This is a genomic window from Bacillus sp. X1(2014) (genome assembly GCF_007678255.1).
In genome coordinates, this window is sequence record NZ_VEED01000002.1 from 40,709 (window position 1) to 54,488 (window position 13,780).

16 protein-coding genes are annotated in these 13,780 nt (G+C 38.6%); 7 read left to right on the plus strand and 9 right to left on the minus strand.

Annotated features, from left to right (window positions below; translation table 11 throughout):
• Positions 1 to 172 precede the first annotated feature (172 nt).
• Positions 173 to 496: a hypothetical protein gene (locus tag FS608_RS04090; RefSeq protein WP_144548009.1), complete on the plus strand. Its 324-nt coding sequence runs from the start codon at positions 173 to 175 to the stop codon at positions 494 to 496.
• A gap of 15 nt (positions 497 to 511) precedes the next feature.
• Here FS608_RS04090 and FS608_RS04095 read toward each other — a convergent pair whose 3' ends face one another.
• On the minus strand, positions 512 to 1,405 hold the full coding sequence (locus tag FS608_RS04095; protein WP_144548010.1) for an alpha/beta hydrolase: 894 nt from the start codon (positions 1,403 to 1,405) through the stop codon (positions 512 to 514).
• A gap of 138 nt (positions 1,406 to 1,543) precedes the next feature.
• A complete protein-coding gene (locus tag FS608_RS04100; RefSeq protein ID WP_144548011.1) occupies positions 1,544 to 1,936 on the minus strand; it encodes a hypothetical protein in 393 nt (130 codons plus the stop codon).
• A gap of 168 nt (positions 1,937 to 2,104) precedes the next feature.
• Here FS608_RS04100 and FS608_RS04105 point away from each other — a divergent pair, with 168 nt between their 5' ends.
• Together FS608_RS04105 and FS608_RS04110 are read left to right on the plus strand one after the other, a co-directional pair.
• Complete coding sequence (locus FS608_RS04105; RefSeq protein ID WP_144548012.1) at positions 2,105 to 2,512, plus strand: SET domain-containing protein; 408 nt, start codon at positions 2,105 to 2,107, stop codon at positions 2,510 to 2,512.
• 196 nt (positions 2,513 to 2,708) lie between these two features.
• Positions 2,709 to 3,080: a c-type cytochrome gene (locus tag FS608_RS04110; protein ID WP_144548013.1), complete on the plus strand. Its 372-nt coding sequence runs from the start codon at positions 2,709 to 2,711 to the stop codon at positions 3,078 to 3,080.
• 147 nt (positions 3,081 to 3,227) lie between these two features.
• Here FS608_RS04110 and yyaC read toward each other — a convergent pair whose 3' ends face one another.
• Positions 3,228 to 3,821 (minus strand): spore protease YyaC, encoded by a 594-nt coding sequence (gene yyaC / locus FS608_RS04115; protein ID WP_144548014.1) that lies wholly within the window; start codon positions 3,819 to 3,821, stop codon positions 3,228 to 3,230.
• A gap of 135 nt (positions 3,822 to 3,956) precedes the next feature.
• On the opposite strand from yyaC, the gene FS608_RS04120 reads away from it, so the two are divergent.
• Positions 3,957 to 4,394, plus strand: a complete 438-nt coding sequence (locus FS608_RS04120) for a GNAT family N-acetyltransferase (RefSeq protein WP_144548015.1) — start codon at positions 3,957 to 3,959, stop codon at positions 4,392 to 4,394.
• A 42-nt stretch (positions 4,395 to 4,436) separates the two neighbouring features.
• Here FS608_RS04120 and FS608_RS04125 read toward each other — a convergent pair whose 3' ends face one another.
• The 5 genes from FS608_RS04125 to treP all read right to left on the minus strand — a co-directional run bounded on the left by FS608_RS04125 (position 4,437) and on the right by treP (position 10,410).
• Positions 4,437 to 5,465 (minus strand): ion channel, encoded by a 1,029-nt coding sequence (locus FS608_RS04125; protein ID WP_186328593.1) that lies wholly within the window; start codon positions 5,463 to 5,465, stop codon positions 4,437 to 4,439.
• 263 nt (positions 5,466 to 5,728) lie between these two features.
• The gene (locus tag FS608_RS04130) at positions 5,729 to 6,406 is read right to left on the minus strand and encodes an SOS response-associated peptidase (protein ID WP_144548017.1); all 678 of its coding nucleotides are present in this window, start codon (positions 6,404 to 6,406) and stop codon (positions 5,729 to 5,731) included.
• A gap of 105 nt (positions 6,407 to 6,511) precedes the next feature.
• Positions 6,512 to 7,225 carry a trehalose operon repressor gene (treR, locus tag FS608_RS04135; protein ID WP_144548018.1) on the minus strand — a complete coding sequence of 238 codons (714 nt, stop codon included), beginning with the start codon at positions 7,223 to 7,225 and terminating at the stop codon, positions 6,512 to 6,514.
• A 14-nt stretch (positions 7,226 to 7,239) separates the two neighbouring features.
• Positions 7,240 to 8,907, minus strand: coding sequence for an alpha,alpha-phosphotrehalase (gene treC / locus FS608_RS04140; protein WP_144548019.1), 1,668 nt, complete (start codon positions 8,905 to 8,907; stop codon positions 7,240 to 7,242).
• Positions 8,908 to 8,985: 78 nt separating this feature from the next.
• Positions 8,986 to 10,410: a PTS system trehalose-specific EIIBC component gene (gene treP, locus FS608_RS04145; RefSeq protein ID WP_144548020.1), complete on the minus strand. Its 1,425-nt coding sequence runs from the start codon at positions 10,408 to 10,410 to the stop codon at positions 8,986 to 8,988.
• A 607-nt stretch (positions 10,411 to 11,017) separates the two neighbouring features.
• Between treP and FS608_RS04150 the strand changes: the two genes are divergently transcribed.
• The 3 genes from FS608_RS04150 to FS608_RS04160 all read left to right on the plus strand — a co-directional run bounded on the left by FS608_RS04150 (position 11,018) and on the right by FS608_RS04160 (position 12,527).
• Positions 11,018 to 11,287, plus strand: coding sequence for a hypothetical protein (locus FS608_RS04150; protein ID WP_144548021.1), 270 nt, complete (start codon positions 11,018 to 11,020; stop codon positions 11,285 to 11,287).
• A gap of 181 nt (positions 11,288 to 11,468) precedes the next feature.
• Complete coding sequence (locus tag FS608_RS04155) at positions 11,469 to 12,023, plus strand: GNAT family N-acetyltransferase (protein ID WP_186328595.1); 555 nt, start codon at positions 11,469 to 11,471, stop codon at positions 12,021 to 12,023.
• Between the two features lie 93 nt (positions 12,024 to 12,116).
• Complete coding sequence (locus tag FS608_RS04160) at positions 12,117 to 12,527, plus strand: VOC family protein (RefSeq protein ID WP_144548023.1); 411 nt, start codon at positions 12,117 to 12,119, stop codon at positions 12,525 to 12,527.
• 43 nt (positions 12,528 to 12,570) lie between these two features.
• Here FS608_RS04160 and FS608_RS04165 read toward each other — a convergent pair whose 3' ends face one another.
• Complete coding sequence (locus FS608_RS04165) at positions 12,571 to 13,761, minus strand: M14 family metallopeptidase (protein ID WP_144548024.1); 1,191 nt, start codon at positions 13,759 to 13,761, stop codon at positions 12,571 to 12,573.
• Between the last annotated feature and the right edge of the window lie 19 nt (positions 13,762 to 13,780).

Genomic DNA, 13,780 nt, shown 5'->3' on the forward strand with positions numbered 1-13,780 from the left:
TAACCCCTTTTGTGTAAAATTTAAACTTCGGTAATTGTACCATTTCCTGGGCCAATTTCAAATTCCCCCCAACACCAACCTCCGTACCTGACTCTGATAAATAATTTAGTCTCCGAGCGAATACAATTTACAATCATCCGATTTTGAATTTACAGAAAGAGGGTAACGTGTGATGAAATTCAAAATACACCGTTGTAATTGCCGAAAACTATGGTCTGTTCAAACGCGAAAAATAAAGTTTACCGCATTTTCCCTTCTCCTAGATGGAAGTTGGGGCACAGAATTGAAACCCCATCGGAAATATAACCCCAAAGGATTTGTAACGACAAACGGTAAACAAGATTTAACTGTTAATCCAACAGCTGAAGAAGTAGAGAAATTTGAAAAAGTGGCAAAACTGATTTATGACAAAAAGAATGTTAAATTTAACGTGCACCAAGGCAAATCTTTATTCTTCGCCGAAGATGGCACATGTTATTTACTAAAAAAATTGTAACTAACTACTAAACTATCAATAATTAAAATGCTTCTGAACAAATTCTCCAATTTCATCAATCGCCTGTTGACCTTCTGGTATCGCAAACGTTTGAAAAACATGCCACATGTCGTCCCATACTTTAAAGGTTACTTCCACACCCGCTTCACGTGCACGATCGACTAATCGGGCTGAATCACTTAAGAGGATTTCATCGTTACCTACATGAATCAACATCGATGGAAGACCAGACAAATCCGCATAAATGGGTGATACAAGTGGATGACTGAGATCCAAATCCCTGGTATATAAAGTTGGTATCGCTCGGGTTGCATCTGGTGATAACCATGGATCAACGTCGGCTCTAGTTTCCATTGATTCACCGGTACCTTTCAAATCTGTCCACGGAGACAATAGTACTGCCAAAACTGGCAAGGCCTCATCCTCACCTTTTAATGAAAGGAGGGTAGCAAGCGTTAGACCGCCGCCAGCCGAATCGCCGCCGATAATAATATTATCAGGTGCAATACCGGAGGAAATCAACCAGCGATATACTTTGACAGCATCCTCAATCGCAGCTGGAAATGGGTTTTCTGGTGCAAGTCGATATTCAGGAACTAAAACCCGTGCGGCTGTTGACCGTGATAGTTTCGAAGCCAGGTATCGATGAGTGTTGCAGCTTCCCATTATGTATGCTCCACCATGAAGATAAAGAAACACTCGATCTTTGACAGCATTAGGTGCGATGACCCATTCTGCCGGGATGTCCTCAATCTTTGTTTTCTCTACAATGATATCCGGTGCCACAGTGGTTAAGGAGGATAGTGATTCTAATCCCTGCCTAGCTATTTCAATGTCCGTTCCTGCTGTTTGGGTTGCTTTTGCCGTCATTAAATATTGTCTAACTAGTAAACTTTCTTGACTTGCCATGACGAATTTCCCCTTTCGAACTAAAATGTAAGCGAGTACATATAGGTATTTCTCTATGATTCTTTAATTCCCTCCATAATTTTACAACAATTTTATGAACGAAAACCCCTGCACCAAAAATGCAGGGGCCTTAGAACGTTATCGAGGCGTGATTGGCTTTACAGTAATAGCAGGGGAGCTAGTCGAAATAATACATCCTTCTAAATGATCGGGATTTAATATGCCTAAATTAACAGCGGCTTTGATTTTAACATCGTCCGGTTTTTTCACGACTTGGATGAGCTCATTCAACTGTAATTCTTCTAATCTTTTAATGGTTTCAGCTTCATCATATTTTTCAGTTTTGCGAATTTGCCTTTGGAGTTTATAGCCACTAATGGTAATTTCACCTTTGTGTTCAGTACCGACTAGATTATTAAAGTAATTTTGAAAAGCATCCTTTAATGAATTCATTTCCATCTCTATTTCTTTTTTCTGCTTATTCAACTCGTAATACTTCACCAACATTTCACCCGTAATTAAATTCCCCATTTGTACCCTCCTCTAGCTGCGAACATATATTCCTATTTTATGATTTACCTCTTCAAAAAAGAACCTGAAAACTGGTTGAAGCAAAAAAGATTTGCTTTCTTGTTTAGTTAATGGCAAGCTATATAAAGAGTAAAAACTTCATTGGAAAGAATTAAATAGGTGATTAACATGATTGAGGTAAAAACATCCAAGCTTAGTGATGGGGAATTAAATAGAGGGGTATTTGCGACGCAGGATATTGCAAAAGGGGAGCTGATTCATGAAGCGCCCGTTATTCCTTATCCAAATGAGGAGCATGTTCATATTGAAAAAACGCTCCTTGCTGATTATGCGTTTGAATATGGAATCAACCACACCGCACTTCTCTTAGGGTATGGAATGCTATTTAACCATTCGTATGAGCCTAATGCTACATATGAAATTAATTTTCCAAACCACACGTTCGATTTTTACGCATACAAAGATATCAAAGCAGGGGAAGAAATCCTGATCAACTATAATGGGGAAGAGGATAATAATGACCCGCTTTGGTTCAATAAAGATGAATCTGAAAATGAAGAAAAGGATAGATTATAGCAGCTTGCTGCTAAATCTATCCTTTTTTCTTTGCTAAATATATCAGTCAGTTAACCTAAATAATACTGGAATAATCATAGGACTTTAGAAATAAGATGTCTTTGGGCATGTTTATTTTTACCTAAGTGATTGCCAGTATGCCGCTATTATTACCAAGAAGGGCAATCCCCTAGGAAACAAAAAAAGGGGTGAAAGCTTGAAAAGGATTATCGGTTTGGGTTTATTCATTTTAATGATTAGTTTATTGAGTGCTTGTAGTGATGATGAATCCTCAAAAGAACCCGCAAGCAAACCTGCTAGTGAAACATCTAGCGAAACAACTAGTGAACCTGCTACAGCATCTGCAGGAGATGACATTTTTCAAAAAAGCTGCATCACATGCCATAGTTCCGGCGACATTACAGGTGGTCAAGTAAAACTAGATTCAGCGAAGATCCATGCCGATTTTCAAAAGAAAGAAGAGCTTTTAGGTTTTGTCCAAAAGAATATGCCTAAGTCTGCACCAGGTTCATTATCGAAGGAACAATATGATGCTGTGGTAAATTATCTATGGGATCAAAAGCAATAGTGCCTAAATCGTAAATAAACGTGATAGTCCGGGGCTCTTCCGGACTATTTTGTTTTGATTCGATGAATCAGACGCTTTCGGGCCACTAAAATTTCAATTATTCGAAATATCTGTTATTATTAAGTTCAGAAAATGGACATTCACTTACTAGCAATGTTGCAAAATTGGATGGAACGATGGATATTTATAGTATTGCCTGATGGCTAGAGAAATCCCTTTTGCAATATTAGTGGCCATTGTGTAAATAAGATGAAGGTTTGTGGATAGTAGAGAACATTCTAATGTTGGATCATTTTCCAACACAACCCCCATAATACTGCAGTCTCCAATCGGGGGAAGTCTTTTTCCTAAACCGGCCCCAGGCAGGATAGACCGGTCACGAACCACGATGGAATTAACGATACTTTCTGATCCTAGAACACTATCGATGGCAATAACAAAACTATTCTGGGGCAGGGTAATCTGTGATACCTTTGGGACAAGTGTTAGTGAATCTAAGGGTGTCTGAAGATTTCCGACTACTGTTAAATGTTGGGGATAAAGATTATGAAGCAAGGTACCAACAAATGGACCTAGACTGTCACCATTTATTACATTTGAACCTATTCCAATCACGAAAATACGTTCTGTTCCTTCTGGAATGATAGAATGTAAGCTGTCGCGAATAAATAATGGTGCTAGCTTATGATTAAAAGGAATGATTTTTTCATACAAATCCAGCCTAACGTTCAAAGCGTTCATCTTTATTTCCCCCAAGCCTCAATATGCAAATTAGTAAACTAACAAATTTCGTAGTTGTCTGATAATATTTAAATATTCTGCATTTATTAAAATTATCCTTCCATATTATTTTTAAAATCAAGGAGGAATTTACGTATGATTTTTCAAAGAGCAACGATAAATGAACTGGGGTCGTTAACGGAGTTGTTTGATCTATATCGGGTCTTTTATGAGCAAAAGTCTGATTTGGAGGGTGCGCAAGAGTTTTTAAAAGCTAGATTAGTGAACGAAGAATCGATTGTTTTTTTGGCGGTTGAAGGGAGCAATCCTGTTGGTTTTGTTCAGTTGTATCCAACCTTTTCGTCTGTAAGTATGAAGCGGTCATGGGTACTAAATGATTTGTATGTGAAGGAACAATACCGTGGAAAGGGTGCTGGAGAACAATTAATACATAAGGCGATTCAGTTTGCAAAGGAAACAGGAGCAAAAGGCATTCTGCTGGAGACAGGTAAGGAAAATCACAATGCGCAGCGACTTTATGAAAAAGTAGGATTTGAAAAAGAGTCCAATTATTTTTATTATTATTCCATTTAAAAAAGGATGCTTGCGGCAGCATCCTTTTCGTGTGTGGTCATCCTATTGGAGACGAGAAATTGTCTCTTTATCACATATCACAAAAAGCTGAGCATCTTCAGGAATCCGACTATCTAGCTTTTGGTTTATATGAAGGTCACCCCGGTCTGCTACAAGGGTTGCACCTTTATTAAGAAGGTCTACAAAGGCATCTCGATAGGTATTCCATTCAGGTCGTGTAGGAATTTCATACATGGATTCCCCATATTGAATGCTCATTAATTCTGAATACATATGAGTGACACCATGGGAAAATAAAGATCTTACCGCAGCGTGTGAGATCATTTCTTGAGTAGGAATAAACTCATCGACATTTACATGCTCAAATAACCGGATATGCTTTTGATTAATCACCTCGGCAGTGACATGAATAGATTTATGTAAATTTTTTTCAATAGTAGTAATGGCCGTTGCTATTAATAATGTTTTTCCGTCCACAAGTACGGGATCTGTAGTTGCATAATTCTCCTGAGTGATTTGGTCGGCAAAAATAATCACTCCTGTGGCCTTCGGTAAATTCGCATTAAGGAGGGTTTCTTCATCAGTAGCATCACCGCGAACATAATATAGCCGCTTCTCCATCAATGGAGCCTTTTCTAAATCATCAATAATAACAATTTCTATTTTTTTATCAGATTTTAATATTTCTTCAATGGCTAATTTAGATTTTGCACTCCAACCAATCAAGATAATATGATTTTTACCAGTATATTTCATTTTGCCGCCAACTTTCATTTTATCAATTAGATAGATCGAATTGATGACTTTTCCAATTAATACACTGACAAGTCCGATTCCAGTGATATACAGGAAGATGGTATACACTTTACCAGCATGGGTAACGGGGGCATAGTCTCCAAATCCTACAGTTGCCAGTGTGGTCAAAACCCAATAAATAGCGGTAATATATGTTTTAAATGTTTTCGGTTCAATTATAAAAATTCCTAAGGCTGCCATTAGTATATACAAAAGGACAAATGGAATAAAAATTTTATCCCGAACCTTTATTAAATGATAAAGCATTTTTTTCATTTTCATCCCCATATACATCCAACCTTATCTATATCAAGTAAATATGATTTATATTTCCCCATTTTTGTAAGTTCATGAAATGACACCAGATTTTTTGACTATTTTTTTCCATAAAAAAAGGAAAGTGGCCGAACCACTTTCTTAAAGAAGGAAAACTTTTATGGGTTAGTACATCATATGTAGAAGCATGGACGTGCATGTAGTAAACCTGTCCATATTGAAAAAATATTTTTAATAAAGAGTGCCTATTTTTATTAAAAGGATTAACAAATTTTTTGAATAAGCCCGATTGAGTTATTTTTGGGTGAGTTAACTAAGGAAGAAACTTCGTACGTTTCCATTAGGCTTTCATCGAATGGGACGAGTAGTTTGTTTAAATCTTTGGGATTAGACACGGATGGGTCCAGCCAGATTTTCTCATCGTCTGGCTTCAAAATAACAGGCATCCGATCATGAATATCTTTCATAAGATCATTGGGTCCAGTGGTGATGACAGAACAAGTATAGAGTGTTTTTCCTTCGGGCGATTTCCAAGCTTCCCAAATACCAGCCATCGCAAACAAATCATCAGACTTTAGTTTAATCCGCATCGGTGTTTTGCTTTTGTCCTCATGCCGCTTCCATTCATAAAAGCTGTCAGCAAGGACTAGACAGCGCTTTTTTTTGAAGGCGTTTTTAAAGCTGGGCTTTTCAGCTAATGTTTCTGCTCTGGCGTTTATCATTTTATGGCCAATGGCAGGATCTTTTGCCCAAGGCGGAACCAAGCCCCATTTTAAAAATCCCATCCGATTAGACTTCCCATCATTTATGACAGCAAGGACGGCTTGGGATGGAGCAATGTTAAAACTGGGCTCATAATTTTCTTGTTCAATAAAGGCTTGAATATCGAAACGATCAATGATTTCTTCGAACGTTGCTGTTAATGTGAATCGGCCGCACATACAAGGTTCACCTCACAATTTGGTTGCTTATATTGTAGCAAACATCATTGGATGAAGGAATAAAAAGGAGACCTCCAAGTTTTATTGGCGGTCTCCTTATTAAAATTAATGGGATCTACGTGCAAAATCGACAAAGCGAAACTTATCGGGACGATGCCTTGATTCGGTGTATTGAAAGAGGGTAGCATCATCTAAATAAACGTAGTTTTTAATAACGACAATATTATGAAAACCTTCAAGGTCTAATAGGGCTCGATCTTCTAGTGAAGGTTCCTCCACGACAATTTCCTTTTTGGCAAAGCTAATTGTCAGGTTCAATTCATTTTCGATGTATTGATAAATTGAATCAGCACAAATTTCCTCTGTTAGCGAAGGAACGTATTTTTTTGCTAAGAAGTCTTTATCCAAGATAATTTTCTCGCCGCCCATTTCCCTTGTCCGAATGACTTTCCACACAAGGTCTTTACTGCCGAGTTGAAGCTGCTGTCTGACTAAGCCATCGGGCTTTATTAATTCCATTTCATTCACAATCGTTTTCGGTTTACTGCCCATTTTATTGGCAAGTTCTTTAAAGCTTACTAGCCCCGAAACAGGAAAATCAAATTTGCTAATGTCGATTACAATCGAACCTTTACCTCTAACTTTTTGGATATAGCCATTTTGTGAAAGCAAATTTAACGCCTTCCGTATTGTTTCCCTGGATGTTTCGAATTGGTCTTTTAATTCGTTTTCAGAGGGGAGAAGTGTTTGGGGCGGGATTTCGCCGCTTTTAATTTGCTCGACAATGATGTTATAGATTGTTAGATACTTGTTCGTCATAATGACAACTCCGTTCATCTTTTCAGGTAATACACAATCGACTCATATGGCCGTAATAAGATTTCCTGGCTTAAAGAAGTCGAATCCTCATAATTAGAGAGTAACATCTCACTATCATCCACTTCAAGATGTAAATGAGCTGGGAGGATGAAGGAATGCTCTTTGCCATAAAAATTATTGATGACAAGTAATTGTTCCATATCACTTGTTCTTAAATAAGCAAATACAGAATCATCCTGATTGGAAATCGGCTGATATTCTCCATCCGTGATTACATCATATTCTTTTCGCAATTGAATCAGTTTTTGATAATGGAAAAAGATAGAGTTTGAATCTTTGAGTGCCTTTTCCGCATTGATTTCCTGATAATTACGCGCTGTTTGGATCCATGGAGTTCCATTTGTGAACCCTGCATGCTCAGCTGCATTCCACTGGACAGGTGTTCTTGAATTATCACGGGATTTTTGTTTTAGGATTTCAATAATCCCATGCTCATCCATGCCTTCGTTTTTCTTGATGTTAAAAATGTTTAAAGATTCAACATCCCGGTATTCATCAATCGAGTTAAAGTTTGGATTGGTCATCCCAAATTCTTCGCCTTGATAAATATAAGGAGTTCCTTGGAGCATATGAAGGGCAGTTGCCAGCATTTTCGCCGACTCTTTAAGATAATTTTGATCATCTCCAAAACGGGAAACAACCCGTGGTTGGTCATGATTACACCAGAAGAGGGCGTTCCAGCCGCCACCTTGATTCATTCCCACTTGCCAGTCAGATAAAATTTGTTTTAAAGAATGAAAGTCAAAGTCGGCCCTCGTCCATTTATCACCATTTGGATAGTCGACCTTCAAATGATGGAAGCTAAAGGTCATGTTTAACTCTTCTTGTGTAGGGTTGGTGTATTTAATGCAATTATCGATCGATGTTGACGACATTTCACCGACCGTCATAATGTCATATTTGGAAAAAACCTGTTCGTTCATCTCATGTAAAAATTGATGTATTTTTGGTCCATCCGTATAGAATTTACGGCCATCACTGTCATCCTGAGGGAAGCTTTGGTCTTTGGAAATTAAATTGATTACATCGAGACGGAAACCATCGACACCCTTTTTTAACCAAAAGTGCATCATTTCGTATAGGGCATTGCGAACTTTTTCATTTTCCCAGTTAAGGTCTGCTTGGGTAACATCGAATAAATGAAGGTAATACTGTTCGGTGTTCTCATCATATTCCCATGCCGAACCACCAAATTTTGATTCCCAGTTCGTTGGCGCATGGCCGTTCTTGCCATCTTTCCAGATGTAAAAGTCACGATAGGGGTTATCCTTCGAGCTTCGTGCTTGTTTAAACCACTCATGCTCTGTTGATGTGTGATTGATGACGATATCCATAATGATTTTTAAGCCGCGTTTGTGGGCTTCTGCTAATAAGCAGTCAAAGTCTTCCATCGTTCCATATTCTTCATGAATCGAGTAGTAATCGCTGATATCATAGCCATTATCCCGTTGTGGAGATTTATAGATAGGGGTAAGCCAAAGGACTTCCACACCTAATTGTTTTAGATAGTCTAATTTTTCAATGATGCCTTGAATATCGCCGGTACCATTTCCGGTCGTATCATTAAAGCTTTTCGGATAAATTTGATAAACGACTGCTTTTTTCCACCAGTCTGTTGTCATTTTCCAACACCTGCCTATAAGTATTCTAATGAGGAAAAGGAGGGAGTATGTCTCCCTCCCAACTATGTGATTTTGCTGTTATTTTTTAAAAGAAAATTTATTCATGCGTGTTTTCGCAAATACCATCGTTAGGATGAATGGAACGACAATTGCTACTACCATGGCAATTGCAAACATTGCCATATGCTGCGCCTGGATGGAAAGGAATCCTGGAATACCACCGACACCGATTGAGTTGGCCATAACGTGACTGGCAACGGAGACAACACCTGCAATCATGGAACCAATCATTGCTGCAAGGAATGGGAAGCCATACTTTAAGTTAATACCGAACATTGCCGGCTCTGTTACTCCTAAGTAACAAGAGATAGCTGCTGGAATCGAAACTTGTTTTTCTTCTTCATCTTTACGATTAATAAAGATCATCGCAAGAACTGCAGAACCTTGAGCAATATTAGATAGAGCAATCATTGGCCATAAGTTTGTACCGCCAAGTTCACTCATTAATTGTAAGTCAATCGCATTTGTCATATGGTGTAAACCTGTGATAACAAGTGGGGCATAAGCAAATCCAAAGATTGCTGCAAAAATCCAGCCAAATGCTGAGGTTAAGCTAGAATACACAACATGAGAAATTCCAGAACCGATGCTCCAGCCAAGAGGGCCTAATACTGTATGAGCAATTAAAACTGTTGGGATTAACGCTAAGAATGGAACGACAATCATTGAAATTGAATTTGGTACAATTTTACGTAATCGAGTTTCTAAGAATGCAAGTACTAATCCGGCTAAAATGGCAGGGATTACTTGTGCTTGATATCCAATCATTTTAATTTTCGCAAATCCGAAATCCCAGAAAGGAATTTCTTTCGCATCCGCTACACCGTAAGCATTAAGCAATTGCGGAGATACCAGTGTAATACCAAGGACGATCCCAAGGATTTGTGAACCACCCATTTTTTTCGTAACCGACCAGGTAATGCCGACTGGAAGGAAGTGGAAGACTGCTTCACCAATCAACCATAGGAAAGCATGAACACCCGCCCAGAACTGAGAAACCTCGATAATTGATTTTGTTCCACCATCTAGTAATTTGATATCCCCGATGATGTTTCTAAAGCCAAGGATTAAACCACCTACAACTAGGGCTGGGATTAAAGGTGTGAAGATCTCAGCAAGGTGGGCCATCATGCGTTGCAGCCAATTCATATTTTGTTGTGCTGCTACTTTTGCTTCTTCTTTAGAAGTGCCATCCACACCAGCAATTTTGACAAATTCATTATAAAAGCTAGATACTTCGTTCCCAATGATGACTTGGAATTGTCCAGCTTGGGTAAATGTACCTTTTACAAGTTTAATGGATTCGATTTCTTTAACATCGGCTTTGCTTGGATCGTTTAAAACAAAGCGCATTCTTGTCACACAATGAGTGACCGCAGCAATGTTCTCCTTACCGCCAATGTGCTTTAATAGATCTTTTGATGGATCTTTGTAGTTCGACATTTTTCTTTCCCCCTGTTTAAATGGGTAAAACCCCATTTTCTATCTTCTATTTTTTCTCACTCTCTATACAAGTTGTGGGTGCGTTTTCAGTAAAACATCGTATCTTGTATATACAAGTTGTGATTACGTTTTCATTCTAACTTGTATATACATGTATGTCAACTATGAATTAAATTGTTTTACCAAATACAAATAATGGGAATAAATCGTGAAATTCATGTTTTTATCATAAAAGGGAATTTCTTGATTTTACCTGTGCCTTTTGTATCACTTTTTCACTTTAAAGCAATAATGATTGATAGAATTTTTAGAAAATGGTAATATAAAGATGTTTAAATTCTTCTGAGTTTAGACCTCCTAATTAGGGACTTGGCATAGACCACCAAGTTCTCATTTAAACCTTTGAATTCATTCAAAGGTTCTTTTTTTTATTAGGCTGTTTTCGGAATAATTGTTGTTTTTGAAACCAAAAATCTACAGAAGGAATTATAATTCGGACATGATTACCTTTGAAATCACGAATGGCGTCCGAAGATGACCGATGTTCGGACATGATTACCGTTGAAATTACGAAAGATGTCCGAAGACAACCGATGTTCGGACATGATTGCAGCTGAAATCACGAAAGATGTCCGAAGATGACCGATGTTCGGACATGATTGCTTTTGAAATCACGAAAGATGTCCGAAGACGACGATGTTCGGACATGATTGCTTTTGAAATCACGAAAGATGTCCGAAGACGAATCGATGTTCGGACACGATTGCCGTTGAAATCACGAAAGATGTCCGAAGATGACCGATGTTCGGACATGATTACCTTTGAAATTACGAAAGATGTCCGAAGACAACCGATGTTCGGACATGATTGCCGCTGAAATCACGAAAGATGTCCGAAGACGACCGATGTTCGGACATGATTGCTTTTGAATTCACGAAAGATGTCCTAATCGGCCACGAATCGAACACAGCAACTAAGTTACGATAAGAGCCTTTAATAAAAATCATGATTCCTGGGTACTTTGGTAGTATATGAAAGGCGTAGGAGGCAAACAGCCATTGGAATTTAATACAATTAGTAAATGGGATGCACAGTTATGGAATAACCAGATAAGCCCTATTTACCACAAAGCATTCGATGGAAAGGGAGCAAAGCCGGAGAAAATCATACGCAATATGTTTTGCAAACAACTTTGTTACTTACATATCGGAATAGTGGAGAATCAGATAGTGGCCATGGCAGTAACCGGTAAACTGGAAGGGACCGATGCTTTAATCATTGATTATCTTGCTGTCGATTCAAAGTGGCAGCATCGCGGGTTTGGCATGCAAATGATGCGGTATATTCAAGATTGGGCACTGACCAAAGGAAATGCGAAAAGTATGGTGATTGAAGTAGAATCTGAAGAGACATCCGAAACACTAGCCAGAAACCAATTCTGGAAAAAGTGCGGCTTCATAATGACAGAATACATACACCATTACATCTGGGTCCCCGAATCCTATCGTGCTATGTATTTAATATTGGTGCCTGACACCAATATACCTAAACACGGTGAGGAACTGTTTAAGTATATTGAAAGGTTCCATAAGGCATCGTATCAAGGGGCATAATCCGGAAGGGTAAAATAATTTTTTTGTTAGGCAGGTCTTTTTGCGGACTGTGTAGTAAATAATACTGAGGTTTTCATTGAAAGGGGAGTATCTATGAAGGGGCAAGCGACACCTTATTTAATGTTTGATGGGAAGGCAAAGGAAGCATTACATTATTACAGAGAAGTATTCGGCGGGGAGATATCTAATCTTCAAAGTTATGGCGAGGCGGATTATCCTACGCCTCCAGAGGCACATGATCGTATTATTCATGCCCAATTTAAATGTGGTGATTTATTCTTAATGGTTTCGGACGCATTTCCCGGTAATTCCGTAGTGGTTGGAAATAATATTTCCTTAACGCTTGAATTTGAAAGTGAAGAAGAAATCCAAAAAATTTATGATGCTTTGAGTCAAAACGGTCAAGTATTCATGGAATTGCAGGATACTTTTTGGGGAGCAAAATACGCGAAGGTCAAAGATGCCTATGGTGTAATTTGGGATTTAAATCATACAAAATCTTAATAAAATAAAGAGAGAGGAGGCTGGATTTCTTCGCCTCCTCTCTTTACATATAAAGACCCGCTAAGAAAATTCCCAGTGATTTTTTGTACATATCAGCAAACATGGACAAGGGAAGAGGATTAATTCCACGCCCGAGCTCAATTGTAAAGCCTGTTCGCTGCCAGTCTTGTATAAACCAGTCCTTGTAACCTGCGTAACTGGCAATCGTTTTCACCGGTTCATACCCACTGACGCGGCTAAATTCTTGGACGATCACCTCAGACTCAGCAGGCTCAAGATTTTCAAATCCCCAGTAGATGACCTCACCTTGTGTATGGAAGGCCAGCACTCGTGCAAAATCCCGCTCTTTTGTCAAATTTGCCATCGCAATGGCTTCGGGCTCTAACAATGGTTTTTCGCCCACATAGTCTCGTGGTCCAGGCTCATTTGGGTTCCGCGCTTTCTCTAATTCCCATCTAGCCGGGAATTGGTCATTAAGATCAACACCTCGAATATTTGCTTTCCATTCTGTAAAGTCGGTACTTCCTTTATTAAATTCAACCACTCTTGTTTGCCATTCTTCCTGATCAGGTGGTCCGTTTAAAACGAGGTCAACTCCATCTGGATTTACCATAGGGACGATGGATAAAGTACTTTGTTGGTATAGGGGAAACACATTTAATCCTCGGATCGGTTGATGATTTGTTAAGGATAATAGGTAATCATTTAAAAAAGTCATAATCGCCATGGAAGTAATCCATTCATTGGCATGAAAGGAACCATTATAATGAACCTTTTTTTCACCTGTTCCAACCATGATCTCTGGAATGTCTCTTCCGAGAACGGTATTTCCGATGTTTGAAACTTGTATAAATGGATATATCTCTTTTAATCTGTTGATATCTTTTAGCAGATTGCTGTAATCATATTTTTGGCCACTTTGCACGATTCTCCAGTTAATCCTGGTTGGAACCTTTATGGTTTGGCCAGGACTGAGGTTTGAGGCGTCTAATTCAGGGTTAGTCAACTCCATTGCTTTAAGAGGGAGGTTCATCTGTTGAGCAATGCTCCATAAGGAATCTCCTTGTTGAATCTGATATTCTTTTGCAACAAAACCAGGAATCCATACCTGCTGGCCGACAGAAAGATTATTGGGATCTATCTTTGGGTTGGAATCATTAATGAGCTGTAAATCAACCTGAAACATCTGGCTGTAATGCCATAATGAATCTCCTTGTCTAACAACAATCTCCATTTATGCCCACCTGCTTTAA